Below are 25,691 nucleotides of genomic sequence, written 5' to 3' on the forward strand. Positions count from 1 at the left end.
CAACCTGCCACCGCCGGTACCGTGATGGCCGTGCGCATCCTGATCTCCGCCGACATGGAAGGCGCCACCGGCGTCACCGCCACCACCGACGTCGTCGCGGGCACCGAACCCTGGCAGCGCTTCCGCCGCCTGCTCACCGCCGACGTCAACGCCTGCGTCGACGGCCTGCGCGCAGGCGGGGCCACCGACGTCCTGGTCAACGAGGCCCACGCAGGCCAGCGCAACCTGCTCATCGAAGACCTCGACCCCCGCGCCCGGCTGCTCACCGGCCGCCACAAAGCCCTGTCGATGATGCACGGCATCGACACCGGCGTCGACGGCGTCGTCTTCCTCGGCTACCACGCAGGCGCAGGCGCCCCCGGCGTCCTGGCCCACACCTACCTGGAGAACTCCATCACCGAAGTCCGCCTCGACGGCGCCCCCGCCAGCGAAGGCAGGCTCAACGCCGCCCTCGCCGCCGAGCACGGCGTGCCCGTCCTGCTCGTCACCGGCGACGACCGCGCCTGCGCCGAAGCCGCCGACTTCGACGCCCTGCCCGCCGTGGTCAAGGAGTGCGTCAGCCGCTACGCCGCCATCTGCGACCCGCCCGAGGTCACCGCCGCCCGCATCCGCGACACCGCCCGCGCCGCCATGACCCGCGCCGGAGCCCGACCACCCCGCCCCGCACCCCACCGCGTCGAAGTCGACTTCGACGCCACCCACCTCGCCGACGCCGCCGCCCTCATCCCCACCGTCGAGCAGACCGCGCCCCGCACCATCGCCTACACCGCGCCCACCATGACCACCGCCATGACCACCTTCAAGATCGTCACCACCGTCGCCGCCCGCGCCATCGACGGCATCTACGGCTGATCAGCCCGTCGCCCGCCACGCCGCAGGCGCCACCGCCAACCGCTCCAGGAACTCCACCGCCCGCTGCGCGTCCAGCAGCGGCGGACCCGACCGGTGCGCGTGCAGCGACCCCACCAGCAGCGCCGCCCGCACCTGCGCCCCCGACGCCGCCGGGAACATCCCGCACAGCAGCGCGCCCGTCCCCGCCACCAGCGCCGCCGCGATCCCGTTGCCCGACGCCGGACCCATCGGCCCCGGCACGTCCTGCCCCGGCGCCAGCAGCCCCCGCTGCGCGTCCTCGAACTCCACGAACCAGCTCAACCGCCCCGACGCCGAGCACGACGCCACCGGGATCACCCACCCGTGCCCGGTCAGCACCGCCGGACCCGACGCCGCGGGCACCACCACCGGCACCCCCGCCGCCGCCGCGGCGTCCAGCGCCGCCACCAGCGCCCGCCGCTCCCGCTCCGACCCGTCGGTCACCGGGGTGCCCACCAGCACCACCCGCACCCCCTCGGCCACCAGCTCCGAGACCGCCACCGCCAACCCGCCCGGCGTCGCCCCCGCCACCCCCGTCGGCCGCACCAGCACCGGCGAGAGCGGGCACACCGCCAGCGGCTCGGCCGAGAGCACCGCGGCCAGCACCCCCGCCTCCACCGGCTCGGCCACCAACCCGACCGCCACCTCCGGCGACCCGGCCCCCCGCCTGCGCGCCGCAGACAACCGGACCAGGTCGAGCAGCGGGGAGCGCAGACGCGGCACGGACTTCAACCCCTCTCACCGTCCGCCAGCATGCGCGCACTGTAACGGCCACTTAGGAGACCGTGCAGTCAGCCAAGTGAGTGATGCTCAACCAAAGTTGATCACTCAGAGTCGCCCGCCGGAGAACTCCCGCACCGCCGCCCTGATCTCCCCCACACCCCGCCGGTACAACCGCGTGTCCACCGGCAACCCCGGCCCCGACGCCACCGGCCACACATCCCGCCGATGCATCCCCCGCACCCCGTCGGTCTGCGGCGTCACCCCCGCCCGCACCCGGAACCGCACCGTCGGACCATCCACCACCACCTCCCGCACCGTCTCCCACGGCAGGAACGCCGGACCCTGCGCCGTCGGCACCCACACCCCCGAGGCGTCCATCGACAACGGCGCCTCCCGCCTGCGCCGCCGCGCCACGAACCCCGCCACCTTCGCCGCCGGAACCGCCACCCCGACCACCACCAACCCCACCACCACACCCCACCCGACCCCCACAACCACCAACACCACACCCAGCAGCAGCACCCCGGCACCCGCAGCCACCCACGGCACCAACCGACGCCGCCACGCCACCACATCCACCTCGGCGACGAACCGCGCCCCGACAACCCCCATCGCCAACCCTCCCCCGACCGGACAACCGGGCCACGACGCTACTTGACCAGCCGGTAACCCCGCACGCCGACGCGCCGCGCACAAGCAGCGGCCGGGCGCCGCTTCCTCGTCGACGCCCGGCCGCCCCTCGCCGCGCTCCCCACCGCCATCATGCCGCCACCCACCCACCCGATGCCAACACCAATATCCCCCGCGCCGATTCGGCCCCACCCCACCCCTCACGCACGGTGTTCGGCCACCCCGCCCCTCACGCCCGCCCCGCGCCCGTCGAACCCCCCACCGTCGCATCATCGGGCGCCTGCCCCGGCTCCGGCTCCGGCGGCACCACCCCGCCCAGCTCCCCACCGCAGTCGTTCACCCGCAGCACGAACGGCCGCGTCGCCGTGTACCGCACCACCGACACCGACGCCGGATCCACCACGATCCGCTGGAACGAATCCAGGTGCTGACCCAGCGCATCGGCCAAGATCGCCTTGATCACATCACCGTGGCTGCACAGCAACCACACCGCCCGATCCCCGAACTCCCCCGCCACCCGCGCGTCATGGGCCCGCACCGCGGCCACCGCCCGCGCCTGCACCCCCGCCAACCCCTCCCCATCCGGGAACACCGCCGCCGACGGATGCCGCTGCACCACCTTCCACAGCGGCTCCTCCACCAGATCCCGGATCGCCTTGCCCGTCCACGACCCGTAATCCACCTCCGCCAACCCCGGCTCCACCACCGGGACCAACCCCACCGCGGCCGCCAGCGGCGCCACCGTCTGCCCGCACCGGGTCAACGGCGACACCACCAGCGACCGCAACGGCAACCCCGACAACCGGCCCACCAACCCCGCCGCCTGCCGCTGCCCCGCCTCATCCAGGAGCACACCCTCACTGCGCCCGGCCAACACCCCCGCGCTGTTGGCGGACGACCGGGCATGACGGAGCAGAACAACCGTGGCCACGCGACCGAGCCTAGGCCGCCCCCATCACGTCGGGCTCACGACCCCGGTCGCCAGCAACGCGCACAGCACCGCACCCAACGCGATCCGATACCACACGAACACCATGTAGCTGTGCTTGGACACATACCGCAGCAACCACGCCACGCACGCATACCCCACCACGAACGACACCACCGTCGCCGCGATCGTCTGCGGGATGTCCGCCTGCAAACCCGGCCCGCTGCGATCCAGCACATCCGGGATGCTGAACAACCCCGCCCCGAACACCGACGGAATCGCCAGCAGGAACGAGTACCGCGTCGCATCCTCGCGCCGCAACCCCAGGAACAACCCCGCCGTGATCGTCCCACCCGACCGCGACACCCCCGGGATCAACGCCATCGCCTGCGCGAACCCCATCACCCACGAATCCTTCAACGTCAACTTCGTCCGCGCCTGCTTGCCCGTCTCATCGGCCACCGCCAAGATCGCCGCGAACACCATCAGCACGATCGCCGTGATCCACAGATTCCGCAGACCCGACCGGATCTCGTCCTTGAACAGCACCCCCAGCACCGCGATCGGCACCGACCCGAAGATCACATACCAGGCCATCCGGTAATCCGGGTCCGACCGCGCCGCCCGGGAGAACAACCCCCGGAACCACGCCACCAGCAACCGCCAGATGTCCTTCGCGAAATAGATCACCACCGCCGCCTCGGTGCCCAACTGGATCACCGCGGTGAACGACGCCCCCGCATCCCCGCCGAACCACAGCTCGGAGACGATCCGGACATGCGCCGACGACGAGATCGGCAAGAACTCCGTCAGACCCTGGACCAGACCCAGCACCAGGGCTTCAAACCACGTCAAGAACCGACTCCTGCGAGATCGAGGGCTTCCGCGGCGACCCGGAGCGCCGCAAGACTACGGTCGAGATCTTGCAGGATCGGCGAAACGGTCAACGTGGTGACCCCCGACTCCGCCAACGCCTGCATCCGCTCCGCGATCCGCTCCTTCGGCCCCAGCAGCGACGTCTGGTCCACGAACCCCACCGGCACCGCGGCCGCCGCCCCCGCGTAATCCCGCGCCAGGTACCGGTCCTGCACCCGCGCCGCCTCCGCCTCGAACCCCATCCGGCACGCCAACCGGTTGTAGAAGTTCTGCTCCCGGCTGCCCATACCCCCCACGTACAACGCCGCATACGGCCGCACGACATCCGCCGCAGCCGCCCAGTCATCCCCCACCACCAGCGGAACCGTCGGCACCACGTCGAACCCCGCCATCGACTTGCCCGCCCGCGCCCGACCCGCCTCGATCCGCGCCAGCGACTCCCGCCCGTGCTCCGGCGAGTAGAAGATCGCCAACCACCCGTCCGCGATCTCCCCCGTCAGCTCCAGGTTCTTCGGCCCGATCGACGCCAGGTACACCGGGATCTCCTCCCGCACCGGGTGCACCGTCAACTTCAACGGCTTGCCCGGACCACCCGGCAACGGCAACGTGAAGTGCTCCCCCGCATAGCTCACCCGCTCCCGCCGCAACGCCGAGCGCACGATCTCCACGTACTCCCGCGTCCTGGCCAGCGGCTTGTCGAACTTCACCCCGTACCAGCCCTCGGACACCTGCGGCCCCGACACCCCCAACCCCAACCGGAACCGACCACCCGACAACGTGTCCAACGTCGCCGCCGTCATCGCCGCCATCGTCGGCCGCCGCGCCGGGATCTGCAGGATCGCGCTGCCCACATCGATCCGCTCGGTCTGCGCCGCCACCCACGCCAGCACCGACGGCGCATCCGACCCGTACGCCTCGGCGACCCACGCCACCGAGAACCCGAGCCGATCGGCCTCCCTGGCCAGCGCCAGGTTCGCCGCGTCGTTGCCCGCACCCCAGTAACCCATGTTCAGTCCCAGTCGCACGCGCCCGACATTACCCCCCAGTAGCCCTTGACCCGGAGTGGCGCTCCCCGCAACCGCCCCCACCGCCCCATAGGCTTGGCCGCCGTGGAGCAACGACACCTCGGCCGCAGCGGCCTGCGGGTCTCCCGGCTCGCCCTCGGCACCATGACCTGGGGCCGCGACACCGACGCCGAGGCCGCCGCCGCCCAGCTCGCCGCCTTCACCGAAGCGGGCGGCACCCTCGTCGACACCGCCGACGTCTACGCCGACGGCGACACCGAACGCCTCATCGGCGCCCTCATCGACGACGTCGTCCCCCGCGACGAGATCGTCCTGGCCACCAAGGCCGTCGCCCGCCGCCACGACGGCCCCTTCGGCGGCGGCGCCTCCCGCGGCGCCCTCCTGGCCGCCCTCGAAGCCTCCCTCACCCGCCTCGACACCGACCACGTCGACCTCTGGCAGCTGCACGCCTGGGACGCCCACACCCCGCTGGAGGAAACCCTCTGCGCCATCGACGCCGCCGTCCGCAGCGGCAAGGTCCGCTACGCGGGCATCTCCAACTACAGCGGCTGGCAGACCGCCACCGCCGCCACCCGCCAGGCCCTCACCCCCGGCGCCGCCCCCCTGGTCAGCACCCAGGTCGAGTACTCCCTCCTCGAACGCGGCATCGAACGCGAGGTCGCCCCCGCCGCCGCCCACCACGGCATCGGCATCCTCGCCTGGGCCCCCCTCGGCCGCGGCGTCCTCACCGGCAAGTACCGCGCCAACACCCCCGCCGACTCCCGCGGCGCCTCCCCCCAATGGGGCAACTACGTCGAACAACACCGCACCGACCGCGCCACCCGCATCGTCCAAGCCGTCGCCACCGCCGCCGACGGCCTCGGCACCACCCCCCTGGCCGTCGCCCTGGCCTGGGTCCGCGACCGCCCCGGCGTCACTGCCCCCGTCGTCGGCGCCCGCGACGCCACCCAGCTCCGCAGCTCCCTGGCCGCCGAATCCCTGATCCTCCCCCCAGAGATCTGCGCCGCCCTAGACGACGTCAGCAAACCCGACCTCTCCTACCCCGAACGCCACCTCGACTGACCCGAGCCTCGCCCCATGCCCAGAAGGGACTCCTCCCTTCTGGGCGTTTTTGTGTCCACGTTCTTCTCCTCTGTCCTGCTGACTCGCGGCTCCTGCGTGAAGTCCATTATCTTGATAGTGAATAGCGAATAGTAAAGTAGAGGCGGGCGCAAGGAGACCGCGGTTGGATGCGGATCCGGACGGGCTCACCGAGCTGGTCGGCCTGGTCCCGGCGCGTCGGGCGGCGCGTTGCACCTGCGTCCAGCGCGCCGCGGCTCGAGGTTCACCACGGCGCGCCCTCGTAGCGCCGCCTCCGCCCGCACCCGACGTCCGCCCCAGCAACACCTCCCCCGAAGGGCGACGCTCGACCGCTCGGCCCCCTCCCCCTCTTGGCCTTCTTTATGGGGCGGCACCGGTGAACGCATCGGTCCTCGGTCCCCCTCCCCCCGCCCCGGCCTGGCCCCGGATCTCTCCCTCCGGCCCGGATCTCTCCCCCGGGCCGCCTCCCGATCAGTCATTATCTTGATAGTGAATAGTCGATAAACGAACGCAGGGGAGCGGGTGCCCGAGGAGGGGCTTATGCAGGCTGGCGGCGGAGTCGAGCGACAGCGGCGACAACAGGGGTGAGGGCGGTGGTGGCCACTGCGCCAAAGGGCGTGTTCGTGGCCAGGATCAGCCGGACGGTCTTCATGGCCGCGGTGAGGACTTCGGCCCCGCGCTGGCGCAGCTGCGCCTCGTAGCGGCCGATCGCGTCAACGAGGGGCGCGGTGCCGTCGGAGAGGGCGGCGAGCAGGTCGGCAGCGTCCTGGATGGCCGCACCCGCCCCCATGCCCGCGGTCGGCGGGGTGGCGTGCACGGCGTCGCCGAGCGCGGTGATGCGGCCCGCCGCCCAGGGGGCGAGGTCGGCGGCGCGGGTCGAAGCGGCGTTGAACCGGAACGCGGCCACGCTGTCGGGATCGGCCTGCGCGATGACCTCCAGCGTGTGGTCCGCCCACCGGTGCTCGCGGAACCGATCGAGCAGAGCAGCGCGCAGCGGGATGCCGCGCAGGTCGCGCAGGGAGTCGGTCCACGCCGATTCGGGGAACATCGCCCCCCAGATGTAGGTCGGTCCGGTGGTGAACGACATGCCCAGGCCAGGGGCGTCGAGCGCGGCGTTGCCGACCGGGTCGAGGAAGCCGACGTAGAGCGCGGCGCCGCGCGGGCCGATGCCCGTCGTCGAGCGCGTGCCGAGCCGTTGCTGCTCAGCGGGGGTGAGGTCGGCCCTCCGGGTGCGTCCGGAGAACCCGATGATGCCCGTGGGGCGGTTCGTCGGGGCTTTCGCCAGGTGGCGGGCGACGACCGAGTGGGTGCCGTCAGCGCCCACCACGAGGTCGGCGTCGACCGCCGTGCCGTCGGCGAACCTGACCAGCGGCAGGCCGCGCTCGATGCCGACACCCGCCACCGCCCACCCAAGGTGCAGGTCATCCCCCACGGCCTCGGCGAGGAGCGTGCGCAGGGTGATGCGGTCGACGTCGATGCTCGCGCTGCCGGACAGGTCCGGCCCGTGGCTGAGCACGCGGCCGCGGTAGTCCCAGAACATGTCCCGGTCGCGCAGGCGCAGCGCCGATCCCGAGGCCAGCAGCCTGCGCATGATCTCCGGGTCGACCAGCCGCGCCAACGCCGACTGGGACCTCTCGTCCAGGGTGATGTGGTAGCCGCCGGTGGCGGCCACATCGGTGTCCTGGTCGAACACCGCTACCTCGTGCCCGCTCCGGCGCAGCCCCGCCCCCAAGGCGAGCCCGCCGATCCCTCCCCCGACCACGACCACCCGCATGCCAACCGCCTTTCCACCGAAGTTGCCGTCGGCGCAGACGGTGCCAGCGGTAGTGGACACCGAATGGCCAGTACCGCTGGCACGATGAGGCGATGGCAAGCACGTCACACCGGGCGCTGCGGCTGCTGTCCCTGCTCGGTTCCCGCGGGACGTGGCGGCTCCGCGATCTCGCCGCCCGGCTGGAGGTCAGCGAACGCACCGTGCGGCGCGACCTCGACACCTTGCGCGAACTCGGCTACCCGGTGACGACCATCCGCGGCCCCGACGGCGGCTACCGGCTCGGCACCGGCCACACCCTGCCGCCCCTGCTGTTCGACCACGACCAGGCGCTCGCGGTCGCCATCGCGCTGCAGACCGCGCCCAGCTCCGTGTTCGGCCTGGAGGACGACACCGCCCGAGCCCTGGTGACGGTGCAGCAGGCCATGCCCGACACCCTCCGCGCCGCCATGGAGTCGCTGCGCCTGACCCGGCTGCGCAACTACTGGGAGTTCCCCGCTCCCCCGATCGACCCCGCCGCGCTGGCCCCCGTCGGCACCGCCGTGCGGCTGCGCCACCTCCTCGTGGTCGAGCTCCTGCGCCCCGACGGAACCCGCCCCTCCCCCGGCGAGCCGGACTTCGCACCCCCGCGCCGGATCGAGCCCCACCACCTGGTGGTGTGGGCGGGGCGGTGGTACGTCATCGCCTACGACGTCGCCGACGAGCACTGGCGAGTGCTCCGGGTGGACCGCCTGCACGCGCGCCCCACCACCCGCGGCTTCACGCCCCGCGCCCTACCCGGCGACGACCTCGCCCACTTCGTCATGACCAGCCACGACCGCGGCGACACCCCGGCAGCATGGCCGTGCACCGGCAGCGCCCGCCTCAACCTGCCCGCCCACGTCGTAGCCCGCTGGGCCCCCGGCGGAGCCGTGGTCGAACACCTCGACACCCACCACAGCCGCCTCACCCTCGGCGCCTGGTCCTGGGCGGGCATCGCCGGAATCCTCGCCACCTTCGACACCGACCTCACCGACGTGCACCCACCCGAACTCGTCCGGGCCTGCCACCACCTCGCCCGCCGCTACGCCACCATCGAGCCCCCACCCCCGTGACCTCGCCAAACGGCGCACCAGGGCTGATCACCGCCGACCAGCCAACCTGCCCCTCCCCCAGCTCCTGACTCTCGCCTCTCCTGGCGTTGGTCGTGGTGCTCGCCCCCTGTAGGGGCGGCAACCAAGTCGCCCCTGCTGAAGCCCTGCGAGCCCCGCAGGGCTGCCCTGCGGGGCTCGCAGGGCTTCAGCAGGGCTCCCGCCACAGCAACCGCCCTCTGCCCACCTCCGTCATCACCCGTTATCTCGATAGTGAATAGTGAAAAGTAAGGTCATGGCTGAAGGCCTAAGGCGAGATGAGCTGAAGACCAGAGGAGATGAAGGGTGCCCTGAGCGCGCGGAGGAACAGGCTCAGGTCGTCAGCCCGCGTCGACGTCCGCCGTCGAGAAGAACTCCTGGACCTGCGGTCGATACAGCAGCCGCGCCGCCGTCCCCACCAAGAAAGCGGACGCCCCCACCAACGCCAACTCCACCCCGCCCTCGATCAACCCGATGGACAGGACCAACGACGTGACCCCGCAGAAACAGGCGGCGAACCGAGCCCAATCCAGCCCAGCCCGCGCCCCATACGCGAACGCCAACGTCAACAGCACGGTGAGCGCGAAGAACGTCGGATCCGCCGAGACGCGCACGACGGCTGCCACCGTGACCCCGGCCTGGACCAGCAGCAACGCAGCGGCAACCCGGACTTCGGCAGGCGGCTGGACCGGCCGCGGATCGCCGAAGATCGGCAGGTGCATAGGATCGATCGCCATTGATTCCTCCCGCACCCGGTAATTCGACGTGATCTCCCCGGTTGTTACAAATGCGCAACCCATCGGCTGGCCGGGCGACACGGGCCACATGGACGTGGCTTGCCGGGTGCCGGTGCGGGATGCTGGGGAGCAGTCCGTTCAGCTGAACCTTGTCGGAGGAGTTCGTTGCGCCGTCTGGTCGCCGCCGTGGCCGTTGCCGTCCTGCTCGCCGGGTGCTCCAACGCGCAACCGCAAGACGAGCTGATGGTCACCACCGATCCGGTGGCCGCCACGCCCGCCCGCTCCCCCGCCCCCGCCGCCACCCCCGCAGGCCAGGTCCACCCCGCGGGCGCCGCGTCGGCCGCGGCCATCGCGGGCCGCACCCTCGCGCTGGCCACCAAGACGGGTGTGGACCTCTACGACCTCGACGCCCTCGACAAGGCCCCCCGCGCGGTCGAGCTCGCAGGCCCCGCCGAGACCCTGGCCGTCGACGGCGCCGACCTCCTCGCCGCGGTCCCCGCCAAGAACCAGGTGGTGCGCATCAACACCGCCAGCGCGACGGCGACCCAGGTCGAGGTGCCCGGGGCGCCCGCGGCCGCGACCGGCTTCGACGGCAGCACCCTCGTCGCGGTCCGCGACACCAAGGGCGTCGCCGTGGTCACCGACGGCGCGGTGACCAAGAACGTCAGCGGCGGCCTGCTCAGCGCCGACCGCGTCTTCGCCGTCGGTGGGCAGGCGGTCGTGCTCGACCACCTGCGCAACGGCGTGTTCCGCCTGGACCTGGCGCAGGGCTCGGTCGAGGAGGGGCTGCGCGCGGGCGAGGGCGCGACCAACGGCGTGGTGGACCGGTTCGGCCGGGTGCTGGTCGTCGACACGCGCGGGAACTCCCTGCTGGCCTTCGGGCTCGACCCTCTGCTGCTGCGCCAGCGCTACCCGGTGCCGGGCGCGCCGTTCGGGATCGCCTACGACCCCGAGCGCGACCTGGCCTGGGTGACGCTGACCGCCACCAACGAGGTGGTCGGGTTCGACGTGGCGGGCGGCGAGCCCGAGGAGCGGTTCAGGTTCCCCACCGTCGGCCAGCCGAACTCGGTGGCCGTCGACCCCGCGGACGGCCGCGTCGTCGTGGCGTCCGCGAACGGAGGAGGTGTCCAGGTGATCGCACCGTGACCGAGGGAGTGGTCGACGGGGACTGGGAGTACCGGCCGCTGCGGCTGCCACCGCAGGTGTCGCGGCTGACGGCGGCCACGCAGCTGGCGATCCACGCGGAGTTCTCCGGCTGGGAGCTGTCCAACGTGCGGCTGTACGCCGACGGCACCCGGAAGGTGTGGCTGCGCAGGCGGCGGCGCCCGGGGGTCGTCCCCGGCGTCATCACCTAGCGGGCAGGTTCGCCACTCCCTCCCACACCGCGCGCGAGCCCGCCTCGCCGACGCGGAAGACGTGCACGGCCGCGGCCGCCGACGTGCCCACCGCCAGCACGGCCGTCACGGCGAGGATGACGCGGATGCGGGTGGAGCTGCCGCCCTCGGTGCGCTGGGCGGATTGGTGCACGGTGTGGGCGACCATGAGCCCGAGCACGAGCAGCAGCTGCGGGACGACGAAGTAGATGAGCTGCTCGCCGAGCTCCTGGTGGGCGCGGATGAGCGGGTTGTCCGGGAGCCTGCGCTGCAGCTGCTCGCCGCTCTGGGCGGCGATGGGGGTCAGCGCGGTGCCCGCGGCGACCGCGCCTGCGACCAGCCAGCCGATCCGCGCCCGGGCCGCTGGCCACACGGCGATGACCGCGGTGCCGAGCGCGCCCAGCGGCACGAACACGACCACCGCGTGGATCACCAGCACGTGCAGCGGCAGTCCGTTCACGAACTCGGGCATGGACACCTCCGGTATCGCCTCGTCCCCCGCGGTGAGTCTCCCGAAACAACGGTTCGGTTCCCCCAGCGGTTCACCATGTTTCCCCCACTTTGCGCAAGGCGGCGTGCACCATGCCGACCAACCGGGGTAGTACTTGCGGCGCACCCTCCAGCGGCAGCATGTGCCCCAGGCCGGGCAGCACGATCGCGGCGCCGTCGTGCACAGCCCCGGCCAGCGCGTCGGCGTGGGCCGCGGGGACGAGCCGGTCGCGGTCGCCGACCATGGCCAGCACGGGCACGTCGGCGGCGACGGTGAGCGCGGCCTCCCGGTCGTAGCGGTCGAGGCCGGGGCGGAAGAGGGCGACGGTGTCGGGCCAGTGCGCGGTGACCATGTCGGCGACCAGTCGCATGTCGTCGGGGTCGGGGTCGTCGCCGAGCAGCAGCCAGCGCAGGCCGATGGCCATCGCCTTGCGGCTGACCCGGTCGACGGTGCCGCCGAGGATGCCGCGCAGGTCCTGGACCACGCGGCCCGCCGAGTGCGGGACGACCGCGGTGCTGTCGCACAGCCTGCTCGCGCTGGTGGCCAGGAAGGCCAGCCCGGCGACGCGGCGGGCGAAGAGGTCGGCGTGGCGGGCGGTCAGGGCCATGAGGGCGAGCCCGCCCATGCCGTGCCCGACGAGCACGACCTGGCCGCTGGCCTGGTCGGCGATGAGCTCGGCCAGGTCGTCGCCGAGCTGTTCGACGGTGGCGGTCGCGGCGGTGGCCGGGCTGGAGCGGCCGTGCCCGCGGTGGTCGTAGGCCAGGACGCGGACGGGCTGCTCGGTGGCGTGCGGGAGGGTGTCGATGATCTTGCGCCACACGCGGTGGTCCTGGGCATAGCTGTGCGCGAGCACCACCGTGACCTCCGCGGCGGGATCCCCCGCGGCGGCCACGGCGAGCTCGGCCCCGTCACCCAGGACGACCCGCATGGGTGGTCATCCTGGCATGGTCAGCAGTTGCGCAGGAAGCGGTCCAGGACCCGCGTGCCGAACTGCAGCGCGTCGACCGGGACGCGCTCGTCGACGCCGTGGAAGAGGGCGGTGAAGTCCAGGTCGGCGGGCAGCTTGAGCGGGGAGAACCCGAAGCAGCGCACGCCCAGGGAGCTGAACGCCTTGGCGTCGGTGCCGCCGGAGAGCATGTAGGGGATGGCGCGGGCGCCGGGGTCCTCGGCGGCGATGGCGTCGGTCATGGCGTCGACCAGGGCGCCGTCGAAGGTGGTCTCGACCGGGGGCAGCTTGCTGACCCACTCGCGCTCGACGTCGGGCCCGAGCAGCTCGGCCAGCTCGCGCTCGAAGGCCTCCTCGCGGCCGGGCAGCACCCGGCAGTCGACGACGGCCTCGGCGACGGAGGGGATGACGTTGGCCTTGTACCCGGCGTTGAGCATGGTGGGGTTGGCGGTGTCGCGCAGCGTGGCCCCGATCATCCGGGCCACGGTCCCGATCTTGCCGACGGTGCCGTCGAGGTCGTCCTCGTCGAACTCCAGGCCGGTCAGCTCGCTCATCGCGGCGAGGAACTCGCGGACGGACTCGGTCAGCACGAGCGGGAACCGGTGGGTGCCGAGCTTGGCGACGGCGGCGGTGAGCTTGGTCACCGCGTTGTCCTCGTGCACCATCGACCCGTGGCCCGCCCGGCCCCGGGTCCGCAGCTTCATCCAGGCGATGCCCTTCTCGGCGGTCTCGATGAGGTAGGCCCGCACCCCGTCCTTGACGGTGATCGAGAACCCGCCGACCTCACTGATGGCCTCGGTCGCCCCCTCGAACAGCTCCGGCCGGTTGCGCACCAACCACTGCGACCCGTAGTCGCCCGCGGCCTCCTCGTCGGCCAAGAACGCGAAGATGATGTCCCGCGGCGGCACGATCCCATCCCGCTTGAACCGCCGCGCGGTGGCCAGGGTCATCCCCAGCATGTCCTTCATGTCGACGGCCCCGCGCCCCCACACGTACCCGTCCTGCACCGCCCCGCTGAAGGGGTGCACCGACCACTCGCTGGGGTCAGCAGGCACGACGTCGAGGTGCCCGTGCACCAGCAAGGCCCCCCGCGACGAATCAGCCCCCTCAAGCCGCGCGAAGACGTTCCCCCGCCCCTTGCCCCCCGACTCGACGTAGGTGGTCTCGTACCCCACCTCGGCAAGCTTCTCAGCGACGTACTCCGCCGCCTTCCGCTCCCCGACCACGGTCGCCGGGTCCCCGGTGTTGGTGGTGTCGATCCGGATAAGTTCGCTGGTCAGCGCCACAACCTCAGCCTCAGCCATGGCCAGGCCACCCATCTCCTGCTCGCTCACACCGCCCTTCCTACCACCCCCCACCCCCCAACACCCCACCCGATTTGGGCTGTCCGGGGACGATCAGTTAAGGTATGTCCACACCACGCGGGAGGGCCAACGCCTCCCCGCGACGTCCGGGTGGCGGAATGGCAGACGCGCTAGCTTGAGGTGCTAGTCCCCGTTAAGGGGGTGGGGGTTCAAGTCCCCCCTCGGACACAACCAGTACGCCCAACCCTGGTGAAGGATCGGCATGTGCCTCCACCAGGTTGGCGTGTTTGTTGAATCTGACATTCAGGCCCAGTAGGCGATACAGCTCGTTCTTGTCAGCTGGGTGCGGCTGCTTCGAGTGCCGCTGTCAGTCCTCCGACGCTGTCGGCGAGTTTCTTGATCTGCTGAGTGCTCAGCGGCCGTCGGGCCGCTCTCTGTTTGACGGCGAGTTCATGCTGCAGGCGTGACCTGTCGGTGACGATGTCCTGCATCCAACCGTTGACGATCGTCGGGTCGACACCGGCCTCGATCGCCCGTTTGTGTTGGGTGAGCTTGCGGTCGCACTCGGCAATGCGCTGCCGAAGCGGACCCAACTCGGCCTCGACCCCATCCTGGACCTCGGCGATCCGCTCGAGGGTGGCGGCGACCTTGGCGGGCGAGAAGACCTGGGCCAGCCAACCGTCCAGGTGCGGTACCACGTGGTCCTCGCGCAGGTAGACCGACAACGGATGGTCGATCTCCTGCACCCCGGCGTACTCGCTCGGAAAGCGGCACCGGTAGCGAGGCCGGCCCTTGACCCAATTGCCCTGCATCAGCCGCTCACACAACGCGCACCGGATGAGACCGCGCAACACGTACGGGTGGTACGGACGGGTCCTGACCCGACCCTGACTGCCCGGACCGCGGGAACTCATCCGCTGCTGAACCCGAGCGAACAACTCCTGCCCGACAATGGCCGGATGCGCCTGCTCACGTGAAGTGACCCAGGTCGACCTCGGCGACCACACCTGCACCGTCTGATGCCCCAGCGCAACGTCGTCGACGTCAATCAACACCTCCTTCCTGTGCTGCTTGCCCCACACCTGGTTGCCCAGGTAGCGAGGGTTCGTAAGGATGACCCGCACTGCGCTCTTGGACCATGCCGCCACCTTCCGGTGCGGATTGCGAGCCGGATCGTGCGCAGAAGGACTGAGCACGCCGTCGGCAGTCAGTCGTTCAGCGATCGCGAACATCCCGTAGCCGCGGTCGTACTCGGTGAAGATGCGCAACACCACCGGCGCCGCCACCGGGTCCAGGTCCAACTGGTGCAGCCGCTTGCCGTCCGCGGCCTTCGCCGGGTTCGGATGCGGCCCAGCGTCGACGAGCCTGTACCCGTAGGGCGGGCGACCACCCAGGAAGCGGCCCTCCAGCTCCGCCTGCGCCGACATCGCCGCCCTGATCCGATGCTTGATCCGCGTCCGCTCCCCCTTGGACATGCCGCTGAACAACGACATCACCAGATCGTGCGCCTCGGAGTCCGGGTCGATCGGCCCGGCGACCTCCGGCACCCACAGCTGCACCCCAAAGTGAACGAACACTGGCATGATCAGCCCGTACTGGTTGCCGTAGAAGGCACGCTGCGGCTCTCCGATTACCACCGCGTCAAAGGGGCGCGTCGGGTCGGCGAGGTCCTTGAGCAGTTGCGCCGCCCCGGGCCTGCGCTTCCACGGCAACGCCCGGGACTCCCCAACGTCGGAATACTCCCGCACGATCGTGCCGTGATTGCCGATCACGGTCATGGACAACTTGTGCTGCCAGTTGCGGGAGGTGATCGGGTCTTGGTTGTCCTCGGTCGAGACACGCCAGTAGAACGCGAATCTCAACCCCGTGCGACTGCTCTCCTCCAGCATGTTGGTGCGGTAGGCCAACGGTTCTCTCCTCGGTTCAACTCGAAGCGCTCTTTCGCACCTTCGCCCGAATCTGGGATCCAGCCTCAGGTTGCGCCGCCGCTCGCCGCAATATACGCAGCAATACCCGACAACCGCCGGATTCAACTCCGGCGCGCCCGGCGGCATTCGCAATTCTAGCGCCTTCTCGTCACAACCTTCGACGCGACACTCATGCTCCCTCATGCCCGTCTCCCCTTCCCTGTCAGCCGCTCGACAGGTGCTGCGCATTCCTACCGTTGCGACGTACTGTCTGATAGGTAACGCAGGATCGAAGACTTGGGCCATCGTCGGAGCCATTCCAGGCGAGTACTCCTGTCACCGTCGTTGCCTGGGGGCCGGCTTGCGGCGTGAGGCTGAGGTGCTCAGCGATCAGGGGGTAGGGGGTCGTCGGCACCCTGCTTCACGAGCGCGAGTTGCCGACGTTCTGAACCACGAACTGCCGGGCAGGCTGGCCCATCCCGCCAGCAGAAAGTAGCGCCTGTTCTAACCGTTGCTAGAGGGACGGCCCGCCGCCATCCGGTTCCACGGACATGTCGGGCCCGGTTTCGGCGAAGGCATCGGTGATGGCGTTGGTGTTCTCTATGGGCATCCCGTGATGAAGAGCATTATCGATGTTGTCAAATTGAGCGCGGATGTGGTCGATTCGTCGAATGTGGGCTGCTTCGGTTGTCGGGTTCCCCTCGGGTTGTGAGAGGTAGGCGGAGTGTGCCAGGTAGGCGTTGATCCATTTGCGTGCTCGGGCTTGGGTGCCGGGTCCTGGGGGTAGGGGTTGTGTGGTGGTGTCGGTGATGTGCCAGCGTTCTCGGTAGGCGGCGATGTGTCCGGCTTGGCGGGTCCATCGGTCGCGGTCGAGGGGGTTGGTGGGGAGGGGGCCGAGGTGGGTTGTCCAGGGTGGGAGGTGTTCGGCGGCGTGGTGGCCGAGTTCGTGGACGCGGGCGGCGATTCGGTCTGCGTGGTGTCGGAGCCAGCGGTCGAGTTCGTGGCGTTGCTGGTCGGCGGGGTCGGGCGGTGGGTTCGGGGGTAGTGGGATCCATCCGGGGAGCAGGTGGGGGCGGTCGGGGTCGAGGGGGAGGTCGGGCAGGGCTTGGAGGATGCGGTGGTGGAGGACTCTGGTGACGGAGCGGGCGGGGTCGTGGGGGTCGTCTTCGAGGCGGCGTTCGGTGGCGCGGGTGTGGAGGGTGTGGATGGGGTCGTCGCCGAGTACGGCGAGGTCGTGGAGGAGGTGGGCGAGTTCGGGCCAGGCTTCGTCGGTGAGGATGGTGGGGGCGTGGTCGGGCAGGGCGGTGCGCACCCAGGTGGCGGCGGTGGTGAGGGCTTGGGGGCCGCGCAGGGTGTGGAGGGCGTGTTCGTAGCGGGGGACGAGGGTGTCGAGCCGGTCGTGCTCGTGGAGGGCGTGGCGGAGGGTTTCGGTGGCGGAGGGTTCGGCGCCTTCGTGGGCGAGGATGCGGCGCAGGGCGTGTTCGGCGGGGGTGGGTTCGCGGTGTCGGTGGTAGAGGTCTCCGGGCAGGGTGTGGGGTTCGTCGGGGTGGAGGAGTTCTTCGGTGTCGAGGTAGGCGTGGTTGCCGTGGGTTCCGCGGGAGAAAGCGACGAGCGCGGCTTCGCGGGTGGCGGCGGGGGTGAGGAAGGTGCGGGAGGTCTCGACGGTGAGGCCCTGGCTGCGGTGGACGGTCGCGGCGTAGCCGAGTTCGACCCAACGCGCGACATACCAGGCCGGAAGCAGGACGGTGCCGCCGTGGCGCAGGTGCTGGACCAGCAGGCGGCCATCGGCGTAGCGCTTGCGCACCTGCCAGAGGTCACCGTTCTTCACGTGGTCACACCCGCCGCAAACCGTCAAACGGCGGTGGTTCCTGCGAGTGACGACCTGGTCGCCGATCCCGGCGACCGTCCCATCGTGCAGCGCAGCGCCGTCGGGTTCGGCCAGACCGGCGGCACGCCGATCGGCCTGCGCGCGGGCAGACAACTCCCGAACGACCCCACCAGCATCGGAGATCATGATCGCCGTCCGGCCACGCGCAGTGTCGGTAAGCCAGTCCCGGTAGAGCTGGTCCAGCACGGCCACCCGCACTCCCCCGACAAGCCGACCGTTCTCGACGTAGAAGTCGATGGCCCGGGCGTCGCCGACACGGAACCGCAGGACCGCTTCGGCCTCGCCGGGGTGGCGGAAGCGGTGCACCTCGGAGAGCTCGACCCCGCCGACGGTCTGGTGGATCAGGCGCAGGACACCGCCTGCCTCGATTGCGGCCAGCTGCCGGTAGTCCCCGACCAGCCGAACCACGGCGCCGCGCTCGGCGGCGAGGTCGCGCACCTGGTCGAGCAGCCGCGTGCCGACCATGCCCGCCTCGTCGACCACCAGCATGTCCCCGCGCCGGACGTCCACCGGTTCACCGGCAGCGCGGGCGTGCAGGAGGCGGTGGACGGTGTCGGCGGGCACGCCGAGCTCGTCGCCGAGGACGCTGGCCGCCGCGGCCGATGGAGCGAGGCCGATGACGCGGGCGCCGGTGGTCTCCCAGGCGTGGCGGACCGCGCCCATCGCGGTGCTCTTGCCGGTGCCGGGCGGTCCGATGCCCACCGCCAGCGCTGCGCCGCTGGACACCAGGTGCTCGACCAGCGCCCGCTGGCCGGGGTTGAGCTTGAGCCCCTTGTCCGCCTCGAACCGGTGGATCGCCCGGTCACGCGCCAGCGGGAGGACGACCGGGCCGGATGGCGTCCGGGCGGCGTCGACCAGGCGCTGCTCGGCGCGTAGGAGGGCTTCGGAGGTGTAGCGGTCAGCGCCGCGGCGGTGGAAGACCGACGTGCCGTCGGGGCGCTGCAGCAGCTGCGGCACCGGGTCGGTGTCGATGTCGAGCAGGACCGAGTGCCGCTGCAAGGCCAGGAGCGCGATGCTGTCCGCGGCCCGCAGCCGATCGTCGGCCTCGGGGAACTCGTGGGCGCGCAGGAGGCGGTGGGCCTCGGCGCGGACGTGGTAGATCGTCCAGTGCGCGCGGTTCTCCGACACGTTCTCGATGACCTGGGCGGCGATGGCGTGCAGATCGGCGGTGGCAGCCGGGTCAGGCTGCTGCCCAAGGCAACCGCCGATGATGCTGTCGATGTCGGCGTCGGGCAGGAGTTCGCGGGCGTGGGCGCGCCACTCGGCGACCTGTTGGCCCAGGGACTTCAGCTGCGTCTTCTCCGGCCGGTCGGTGAGGGTGGCCTGCTGCGCGAGCCGGATCTGGACCGTGCGCGGCGGAGTGCGCCCGTGGCGGCGAACGTAGTCGCGGACCAAGGCCTCGTAGCCGGTCTCAACCTGCTGCCTGCGGCGGGAGAACCCACGGATCCATACCTGCGGCACCCCGGCGACCTCCCGAACCGGCCGCTTGCCCTGACCGCGCTCGACGTCGACGAACCGCACGCCGAGACAATCGGTCAGCCCCTGCTCGACGAGCGCGTTGTAGGTCTCGCTCATGCTCACGGCGACCTTGTGCAGCTGCCTGCTGTCGATGGTGCGCCACCGGCCATCCTCGGCCAGCACCCGGTTGGAGACCGCGACGTGGGTATGCAGGTCCGGGTCGCCCGCGCGCGAGTCACGGTGCTGGAACGCAGCGGCCACGAAACCCCGGGTCGGCACGAACGCGACACCGCCAGCCCCGACCCGGGTGAACGCCGCCTCCCGCTCCCCGTACGCCAAGGCGGCCCGCCAAGCGTCCTCATGCACCTGCTCGACAATCCTCCGGACGTCGTGGCCGCCCAAACCCCACAGCAGCGAGACGCTCTTCACCGGGCTGAACACCAGATCGAACCCGGCAACCGGCTGCGGCGCCCGACCCAGCTCATCGGTGATGAACCGACGGACCTCGGCCGCACTCGGCGCAGGACGACCGCGGTCGCCCCGGAGGAGTCTGCGCGCGGTCTCCTCGATGACCTCGCGGCGCTCCTGCACTGTGGCACGGCGAAGGTTCTCCGCCTCGAACTCGGCGAAGGCGTCCTTCACCAAGTCCGCCAGCCGAACTCTAGGACCTCGGAACTGGTAGAACCTGCGGCCCAGACGCGCCTCCGCCAACGCCTGCCGGTACCCGAGACCGGCGTCCATGCGCGCGGCGATGAACTCGTTCGCGTCCGGCCGTAACCCCTCACCGAACAGGGCGAGCATCTGCTCCTCGGTCACCACACCACGCACACCCAGATCGCCGCACCCGGACCCGACCCATTGCCCAGGCCGATTCCCCCGCGCCAGGTAGTACTCCACCAGCGGATCACGACCACGCCGCGGAACATCATCAGTGGCGACTTGGCGCGTTAGGTAGGTGTACCCGTCCCCCGCGTGCAGAACGTGACACACCATCATCCGGCGTTCACGACGCGCCTCCCCTCCCCAGACCCCCAGCGTACGCCCGATCGGAAGGTCGACGCCGCGATCCGCACATTGCTAATGCCAGAGGTGTATCTGGTGTGGACAGCGACAGCATGAAAGCCCGATCCTCGAGAGAGGTAGGCGGTCGAGGCGGACGGCGTGGCCTGGGACGGCAGGCCCGGTGAGCGGGCCTGCCGTCCTGGCGGGCTAGGCGCGGACCGCGGCTGCTGCGGTGGTGCAGTCGGTGCAGCGCTTGCGGCGGAGGGCGCGGTAGCTGCCGCAGGCGCGGCAGTGCCCGGCCGCGGTGGCGACGGTGGCCGCGGGGGCGGGCGTGATCTGGTCGCGGTGGGCGGCTACCCAGGCGGCGATGTGGTCGCGGTGTTCGGGGGTGCGGGCGCGGGCCCATTCGCGGCGGAGGATGCCGTGGGCGGCTGCGGGGGCGTGGGCGGTGATGAAGGCGCAGCGGGCGGCTACGGCGTCGGCGAGGGTGTGGCCTTCCGGCAGGGCGGGGATGCCTGCGCGGCCGCGGTCGCGGCACTCGCCGCACAGGCCGTCGTCGTGGCGGCGGTCGTGGTCGGCGGTGGGGCGTTCGGTCCAGCACCGGACGCAGGGGGCGCCGCGGAGGGCGGTGAGGGCGGCTCGGTCGTAGTCGAGGGCGTAGCCGGCCGGGCGGTCCTGGGGCTCGGCACCTTCCTCGACGCCTGCGCGGGTGTCCTGGTAGGCGGTGGTCTCGCGCTCGGCTCGGCGGAGGGCGGCTGCCTGGGCCGGGGTGCGGCTGGGGCCGCGGCGGAGGTCGGGGCGGGTCTCGGTGCGCAGGTCGTGGGCGGCGTGCTGCCGGGTGTGGCTAGGGGCGGTGCGCTGCTGCGGGATGCTGGGGGTTTCGGTGGGGGCGCAGGCGGCGATGATGGCGCGGGCGGTCTCGTTGCGGCAGGTCTTCCAGTAGTGGCGGAGCTTGGGCAGCGCGATCCGGGGTGAGGCTTCCAGGATGGTGATGCAGTGGGCGACGACCTCCAGGGCCTCGGGGTCGGTGGTGTCGAGCAGTTCACGGGTCTGGGCCTTGGCGAGGTCGAGGCGTCCGGCGTGGACGAGGTCGGCGAGTCGGCCGATCTGCTGCGGGATCTGGGTCATGGCACGTCCGATCGGGTTGGTGGCCGGGCTTGGCGTCCCCGGCTCTTGTCTTTGCGGCGGAGCCGTCTCTTTTCGACCCCATCGCGAAGTGAGGGGCTTGCGGCGGGGGCGGTTGTGTCAAGGGTGGGGCCCCAAGATGCTTTGGCGTCGGCGGAGGAGGATCTTGCTTGGCTGGGTCTTCGGAGCTTGCGGAGAAGAACCGGCCTCGGAAGATCCGCCGGAGTCGACGGCAAAGGATGTTGGGGTGCCCTTTACACAACCGCCCCCGCCGCAAGACACTGGGAGAACGATGGGGGAAGCTGGTGAGGCGCGGCTGCCAGGCCTGTCCCGCCTTGTCGCGTGTGCCAGCGCGACGTGACTCCCGGCTTAGAATCAGTGGGCCCGGCGCGTGAGCGCCCGATCGGCTTGCCGCCGGGTATGGCTGGCACGGTCTTGGCGGAACCGCTCCCTGGTGGGCGGCGAGCCCTCATGGGCTCCCGTGCCAGCCCCCGACACCGGTGTCAGGCAGGCATCTCGACCGGTTCGCCGTCAGCCCGCTCGCCCGCGGCCTTGGTGACGGCGGCGGTGGCCCAGCGCAGGTCGGGTCCGACGGCGTCGACCTCCAACTCGGTGACGTAGCGCTTCTCGCCCTCGCGGGTCTCGTAGCTGCGCGGCTTGAGCCTGCCGTGCACGATCAGCCGCATGCCCTTGCTGGCCGATTGGACGAGGTTCTCCGCGGCCTGGTTCCACAGGTTGCAGCGCATGAACAGCGCTGGGGCGTCCTTCCAGCCTCCGCCTTGTCGGTCGTAGGTGCGGGGGGTGGAGGCGATGGTGAAACCTGCGACCGGGGTGCCGGACTGGGTGTAGCGCAGCTCGGGGTCCGCGGTCAGGTTGCCGATGATGGTGATGGTCGTGTCTCCAGCCATGGCTGCTCTCCTTCGTTCAGTCGGTCGACGGTTCCGGAGGTGCGATCGCGTCGCGGGCGATGGCGCAGAACGTCTCCGGCGACATGCCGGCGTCCAGTGCGCTGCGGATGAGGTGTGCCAGCGACCCGGGCTCGGTCCATCGGCACGCGAGTTCGGTCGCGATGGTGGCGGTGATGCGGTCGCCGTCGAGGAGGTTGGCCACCGCGAGCATGGTCGCCGGGTGGTGTTGGTCGGCTCCGTCCACGTTGTGGAGCACGTGCTGCCAGAGGGCGAGGTTGTGCTGGAGGTCGCCGTCGACCATGCAGCGGATGGCCTGGTCGCGGGCCGCGCCGGTGTGGAGCGCGGCGACGAGGAGGGCGAACTGCTCGTCGGTCTCCGGCAGTTCTTCCCGGCTGGCGGTGGCCCGGACCACCTTCTCAGCTGCGTCCGCCTCCAGCGATTGGCGGTGCTTCTCGATCAGCTCTCGTCGTCGCGCGAGGGCTGCCGTCTCCGCGGTCGGGCGCATGGCTGCCTCGATGGCCTCGCGCGAGGAATGGATGGTCCGGCCCTCGTAGGTCGCCAGGACGGCGATGTGGGAGGTGCGCGGATCGGCGAGGCGGCCGTGCGCGGAGTCGGTGTAGGACTGCCACGTCTGCCCTTCTCCGATGGTGTCGATCCAGGCGGCGAACGCGAAGGGGATGCCGGCGCGGTCGGCTTTGGCTTGGAGCTCGTCGACGACGCCGCGGTGTTCGAGGGGGTCGCCTCCGACGATGACGACCAGGACGACGTGGACGTGCTCGCCGCGCTGGTGGCGGGCCTCGATCGCGGACCAGGCCGCGGTCTCCTTGTCGGGTTCGGACAGGTCCGCGCGAAGCACCATCGGGTGCCTCCCGACGCCGATGACGGCGACGACCACGAGGGAATCGGTCGGGTAGAAGCCGAGCAGGGCGGGGATGGATCGGATGATCTCGCCGGGCTCGGCGAGCGAAACTCGGTACATGGCCTACTCCCTTCAGATCCGACGCCATCCGGTGTCGCCCGCGGTGACAGCGTGGGTGAGTTCGAGGTCGACGAGTGCGGCGCGCACCCGCTCTTCCGGCAGGTCGCACGCCGCGGCCAGCTCGGTGGCGCTCATCTCGCGGTGGGCTGTGAGGGCGAGGAAGATGCTGACGACGTCGCCGCCCGCTCGTCCTGCGATCTGGCCTGCCAGTTGGGTCTGCTCCTTTAGGACCTGCAGAACCTCCTCGGCGGAGGTCACGAGGTCCGCGCGGTGGCCGCGGATCAGGTCGTGACAACCGCGGGAGGTCGCTGAGGTGATCGGCCCGGGAACGGCGAGCACCGGGCGGTCCAGGACGCGCGCGACGGCCGCGGTGTGTCGGGATCCGCCGCGGGCGCCTGCTTCGACGACGACGGTCGCGGCGCTGAAGGCGGCGATGAGCCGGTTGCGCACGGGGAACCGGTACTTGGTCGGGTGGGTGCCCGGCGGGTGCTCGGTGACGAGCAGGCCTTCGGCGGCGATGTGCCGCAGCAGCGAGTCGTGCGCGGCTGGGTAGGTCACGTCGATCCCGCACGGGAGCACGGCGACGGTGCGCCCCTCCCCCGCCAGCGCGCCGCGGTGGGCGGCGGCGTCGATGCCGAAGGCTGCGCCGGAGACGACCGTGGTCCCGGCCTTGGCCAGGCTGTGGGCGAAGTCGGCGGCGATGTGCTCGCCGTAGGCGGTGGCGGCTCGGGCGCCGACGAGGCCCGCCGCTGCCCCGAGCGACTCGTCGAGCCGCCGGTCGCCGCGCACCCACAGCGCGATGGGTGGGGCGGCCCACGCCAGGCCCTCGGCTTGGGCGAGGCCGAGGGCGGCGAGGTGGTCGGCTGGCCATTCGGCGTCTTCGGGGCAGACGAGCCGGGCTCCGACCTTGCTGGCGTGGGCCAGGTCGGGGGCGGCGTTGTGGTGCTCGCGGCGGGCGGTGGTCTCCGCGGCGACGGCGGGGTTGACGTCCCCGTGCCGGACCAGTGCGGCGGCTTTGATGGGTCCGACGAGGTGGATGAGGGTGGTGAGGGCGGGGGCGGGCGGCTCGGCAACGCGGCTGAGGTATGCCCGGGCGAGTCGGATCGTGTCGTCCATGGCCTGTTCCCTGGGGGGCGGGGCTCGACCGGAGGTTCTGGTCGAGCGGACCGGCTGGGTGCCGATCTGCCTCGGCCCTGATCGGGCGCGGAGGTGGGTGTCAAGCCATGTTCTTCGGCTTGACACCCACCTCCGGGGCTGATGCCCTGTTGGCAGATCGGCGCTCAGGCGGGCCTATTTCATGGGGAGGCTGCAGGTTTGCGCGGTCTCGTGGGTGAGCACCCACGCGGGCAGGCAGGTGCGGCCGGTGGTCAGGGCGTGGTGGATGCGGTGCCAGCCGTCGATGACGATGTGACCGCGGTATTCGCCCATGCTGGTGACCGGCACGGCGAGGATCGGCTTGGCCAGATCCGTCGCCATCGCCGCGGCGGCGGCGACAGTGACCTTCACGTCGGGCGCGTCGTCTCCGTCGAGGGTGAGGAACCGCCCCAGACCCCTGATGTCGAGGCGCTGCACGAACTCGGCGGCGAAGGGATCGGCGGTGATCAGCTGGTGGGCCAGCGTGGCGCACCACCGCAATGCCAGGACCTGGAAGATCTGGCAGCCCGCGTGGTCCGCCGGGTGGTTCTCCAGGACCCTGGCCACCGGTGTCGGCTGCAGCGGCGTGATGCCGGGGGCGTGCAGGTCGGTGATCACCGGCGGCGTGGTGAGCTTGCGCCAGCCCGCCGGTTCGCAGCTGTGGAACTCGTCGTCGAGGGCGATCACGTCGCCGACGCTGAGGCTGCGGTTGCCGCGGAGTCGGTAGACGACTGCGCGGGGGTCGGGTGGGCCGAAGCACGGGTCGTCGCCGACGTTGAACGTGTGGAAGGCGTCGTCGAGGATGCCGTCGTGCTGGGTGGCCAGGTAGGCGGCCACCTCGACGATCTCGTGGTGGGAGCGGTAGCCGCGGAAGGAGTCGCGGGCGGTATTGAGGTAGACGCGAACGCGCCGTCCGGTGTCAGGCATGGTTGTGCTCCAGGGCTGCGGTGGCGTGGCGGAGGGTCAGGTCCATCGCGCACCTCGTCTGCGGAGGGCGGTCGCGGCGTGCACGCGGTGTGGGTGTTGGCGGCGCAGCCAGGTCAGGAACGGCTGTGGGAGGGCTGTGGCCTGGCCGTCGACCAGGGGGCCGGTGACCAGGCAGGTGCCGGTGATGACGGGGTCCCAGCCGTGGGCGCGCAGGCAGCAGAGGCGGGTGCGCTGGTGTTCGCCCACGTCGAGTTCCCCGGACGCGGCGCCAGCGATCATGGCGTGGAGGAGTTCGGTGGCGTGCCGGTTGGGGGCGCGTCGGCTGTTGGTCCAGAACTCGATGTCGCCGAGTTCCGGGTCGATTGCCCGGTTGGGGACGCCGCCGAGGATGCGGTCCAGTGTCTGGTCCGTCCGGGTCAGGATGACGCGGTCCGGGGTGATCAGCAGTCGGGGCGGGGCGATGCCGCGGAATCTGCGGAACATTGGGGTTGCTCCCGTCAG

At 71.4% G+C, this 25,691-nt stretch carries 23 protein-coding genes and 1 tRNA gene; 6 read left to right on the plus strand and 18 right to left on the minus strand.

All coding sequences use genetic code 11. From position 1 onward, the window contains the following. Positions 1 to 30 precede the first annotated feature (30 nt). Entirely contained in the window at positions 31 to 852 is an 822-nt protein-coding gene (locus ACWEPX_RS01030) for a M55 family metallopeptidase (protein WP_451895003.1), read from the plus strand. Here the strand turns inward: ACWEPX_RS01030 and ACWEPX_RS01035 are convergent, their stop codons facing one another. The 5 genes from ACWEPX_RS01035 to ACWEPX_RS01055 all read right to left on the minus strand — a co-directional run bounded on the left by ACWEPX_RS01035 (position 853) and on the right by ACWEPX_RS01055 (position 5,052). After that, positions 853 to 1,593: a hypothetical protein gene (locus ACWEPX_RS01035; RefSeq protein ID WP_451895004.1), complete on the minus strand. Its 741-nt coding sequence runs from the start codon at positions 1,591 to 1,593 to the stop codon at positions 853 to 855. A gap of 105 nt (positions 1,594 to 1,698) precedes the next feature. Continuing rightward, positions 1,699 to 2,205, minus strand: coding sequence for a hypothetical protein (locus ACWEPX_RS01040; RefSeq protein WP_451895005.1), 507 nt, complete (start codon positions 2,203 to 2,205; stop codon positions 1,699 to 1,701). A gap of 247 nt (positions 2,206 to 2,452) precedes the next feature. Then, positions 2,453 to 3,154: an MSMEG_4193 family putative phosphomutase gene (locus ACWEPX_RS01045; RefSeq protein ID WP_451895006.1), complete on the minus strand. Its 702-nt coding sequence runs from the start codon at positions 3,152 to 3,154 to the stop codon at positions 2,453 to 2,455. A 24-nt stretch (positions 3,155 to 3,178) separates the two neighbouring features. Continuing rightward, positions 3,179 to 4,006, minus strand: a complete 828-nt coding sequence (locus tag ACWEPX_RS01050; protein WP_451895007.1) for an undecaprenyl-diphosphate phosphatase — start codon at positions 4,004 to 4,006, stop codon at positions 3,179 to 3,181. Beyond that, complete coding sequence (locus ACWEPX_RS01055; RefSeq protein WP_451895008.1) at positions 4,003 to 5,052, minus strand: LLM class F420-dependent oxidoreductase; 1,050 nt, start codon at positions 5,050 to 5,052, stop codon at positions 4,003 to 4,005. Before ACWEPX_RS01055 ends, ACWEPX_RS01050 begins: the two co-directional genes overlap by 4 nt. A gap of 84 nt (positions 5,053 to 5,136) precedes the next feature. Between ACWEPX_RS01055 and ACWEPX_RS01060 the strand changes: the two genes are divergently transcribed. Further along, complete coding sequence (locus ACWEPX_RS01060; RefSeq protein ID WP_451895009.1) at positions 5,137 to 6,114, plus strand: aldo/keto reductase; 978 nt, start codon at positions 5,137 to 5,139, stop codon at positions 6,112 to 6,114. A gap of 556 nt (positions 6,115 to 6,670) precedes the next feature. On the opposite strand, the gene ACWEPX_RS01065 is transcribed toward ACWEPX_RS01060, so the two are convergent. After that, positions 6,671 to 7,966 carry an FAD-dependent oxidoreductase gene (locus ACWEPX_RS01065; protein WP_451895010.1) on the minus strand — a complete coding sequence of 432 codons (1,296 nt, stop codon included), beginning with the start codon at positions 7,964 to 7,966 and terminating at the stop codon, positions 6,671 to 6,673. A 32-nt stretch (positions 7,967 to 7,998) separates the two neighbouring features. Between ACWEPX_RS01065 and ACWEPX_RS01070 the strand changes: the two genes are divergently transcribed. Continuing rightward, positions 7,999 to 8,997 (plus strand): helix-turn-helix transcriptional regulator, encoded by a 999-nt coding sequence (locus ACWEPX_RS01070; RefSeq protein WP_451895011.1) that lies wholly within the window; start codon positions 7,999 to 8,001, stop codon positions 8,995 to 8,997. A 356-nt stretch (positions 8,998 to 9,353) separates the two neighbouring features. Here the strand turns inward: ACWEPX_RS01070 and ACWEPX_RS01075 are convergent, their stop codons facing one another. Then, positions 9,354 to 9,749 (minus strand): hypothetical protein, encoded by a 396-nt coding sequence (locus tag ACWEPX_RS01075; protein WP_451895012.1) that lies wholly within the window; start codon positions 9,747 to 9,749, stop codon positions 9,354 to 9,356. Positions 9,750 to 9,914: 165 nt separating this feature from the next. Here ACWEPX_RS01075 and ACWEPX_RS01080 point away from each other — a divergent pair, with 165 nt between their 5' ends. Then, complete coding sequence (locus ACWEPX_RS01080) at positions 9,915 to 10,895, plus strand: YncE family protein (protein ID WP_451895013.1); 981 nt, start codon at positions 9,915 to 9,917, stop codon at positions 10,893 to 10,895. Beyond that, positions 10,892 to 11,104: a DUF5703 family protein gene (locus ACWEPX_RS01085; protein ID WP_451895014.1), complete on the plus strand. Its 213-nt coding sequence runs from the start codon at positions 10,892 to 10,894 to the stop codon at positions 11,102 to 11,104. The genes ACWEPX_RS01080 and ACWEPX_RS01085 overlap by 4 nt, the downstream gene beginning before the upstream one ends. Here the strand turns inward: ACWEPX_RS01085 and ACWEPX_RS01090 are convergent. The 3 genes from ACWEPX_RS01090 to ACWEPX_RS01100 form a co-directional block, all read right to left on the minus strand. Beyond that, entirely contained in the window at positions 11,097 to 11,594 is a 498-nt protein-coding gene (locus ACWEPX_RS01090; RefSeq protein ID WP_451895015.1) for a DUF2231 domain-containing protein, read from the minus strand. The two genes, ACWEPX_RS01085 and ACWEPX_RS01090, sit on opposite strands and share 8 nt — an antisense overlap. A gap of 70 nt (positions 11,595 to 11,664) precedes the next feature. Continuing rightward, positions 11,665 to 12,540: an alpha/beta fold hydrolase gene (locus ACWEPX_RS01095; RefSeq protein ID WP_451895016.1), complete on the minus strand. Its 876-nt coding sequence runs from the start codon at positions 12,538 to 12,540 to the stop codon at positions 11,665 to 11,667. Positions 12,541 to 12,560: 20 nt separating this feature from the next. Then, positions 12,561 to 13,877 carry a M20/M25/M40 family metallo-hydrolase gene (locus tag ACWEPX_RS01100; RefSeq protein WP_451895260.1) on the minus strand — a complete coding sequence of 439 codons (1,317 nt, stop codon included), beginning with the start codon at positions 13,875 to 13,877 and terminating at the stop codon, positions 12,561 to 12,563. Positions 13,878 to 14,006: 129 nt separating this feature from the next. Between ACWEPX_RS01100 and ACWEPX_RS01105 the strand changes: the two genes are divergently transcribed. Next, positions 14,007 to 14,090, plus strand: a tRNA-Leu gene (locus tag ACWEPX_RS01105). Positions 14,091 to 14,197: 107 nt separating this feature from the next. Here the strand turns inward: ACWEPX_RS01105 and ACWEPX_RS01110 are convergent. The 8 genes from ACWEPX_RS01110 to ACWEPX_RS01145 all read right to left on the minus strand — a co-directional run bounded on the left by ACWEPX_RS01110 (position 14,198) and on the right by ACWEPX_RS01145 (position 25,673). Then, positions 14,198 to 15,769 carry a recombinase family protein gene (locus ACWEPX_RS01110; protein ID WP_451895017.1) on the minus strand — a complete coding sequence of 524 codons (1,572 nt, stop codon included), beginning with the start codon at positions 15,767 to 15,769 and terminating at the stop codon, positions 14,198 to 14,200. 514 nt (positions 15,770 to 16,283) lie between these two features. Further along, positions 16,284 to 20,111: a MobF family relaxase gene (gene mobF / locus ACWEPX_RS01115; protein WP_451895018.1), complete on the minus strand. Its 3,828-nt coding sequence runs from the start codon at positions 20,109 to 20,111 to the stop codon at positions 16,284 to 16,286. Positions 20,112 to 20,324: 213 nt separating this feature from the next. Continuing rightward, on the minus strand, positions 20,325 to 21,245 hold the full coding sequence (locus tag ACWEPX_RS01120) for a hypothetical protein (protein ID WP_451895019.1): 921 nt from the start codon (positions 21,243 to 21,245) through the stop codon (positions 20,325 to 20,327). 500 nt (positions 21,246 to 21,745) lie between these two features. Next, positions 21,746 to 22,150, minus strand: coding sequence for a single-stranded DNA-binding protein (locus ACWEPX_RS01125; protein WP_451895020.1), 405 nt, complete (start codon positions 22,148 to 22,150; stop codon positions 21,746 to 21,748). 16 nt (positions 22,151 to 22,166) lie between these two features. Continuing rightward, positions 22,167 to 23,129, minus strand: a complete 963-nt coding sequence (locus tag ACWEPX_RS01130; protein ID WP_451895021.1) for a DUF4192 domain-containing protein — start codon at positions 23,127 to 23,129, stop codon at positions 22,167 to 22,169. Between the two features lie 12 nt (positions 23,130 to 23,141). Continuing rightward, a complete protein-coding gene (gene dprA / locus ACWEPX_RS01135; RefSeq protein ID WP_451895022.1) occupies positions 23,142 to 24,245 on the minus strand; it encodes a DNA-processing protein DprA in 1,104 nt (367 codons plus the stop codon). A 174-nt stretch (positions 24,246 to 24,419) separates the two neighbouring features. Beyond that, complete coding sequence (locus tag ACWEPX_RS01140; protein ID WP_451895023.1) at positions 24,420 to 25,190, minus strand: hypothetical protein; 771 nt, start codon at positions 25,188 to 25,190, stop codon at positions 24,420 to 24,422. Between the two features lie 36 nt (positions 25,191 to 25,226). Continuing rightward, the gene (locus ACWEPX_RS01145) at positions 25,227 to 25,673 is read right to left on the minus strand and encodes a hypothetical protein (protein ID WP_451895024.1); all 447 of its coding nucleotides are present in this window, start codon (positions 25,671 to 25,673) and stop codon (positions 25,227 to 25,229) included. Between the last annotated feature and the right edge of the window lie 18 nt (positions 25,674 to 25,691).

It is taken from the genome of Actinokineospora sp. NPDC004072, assembly GCF_053604195.1.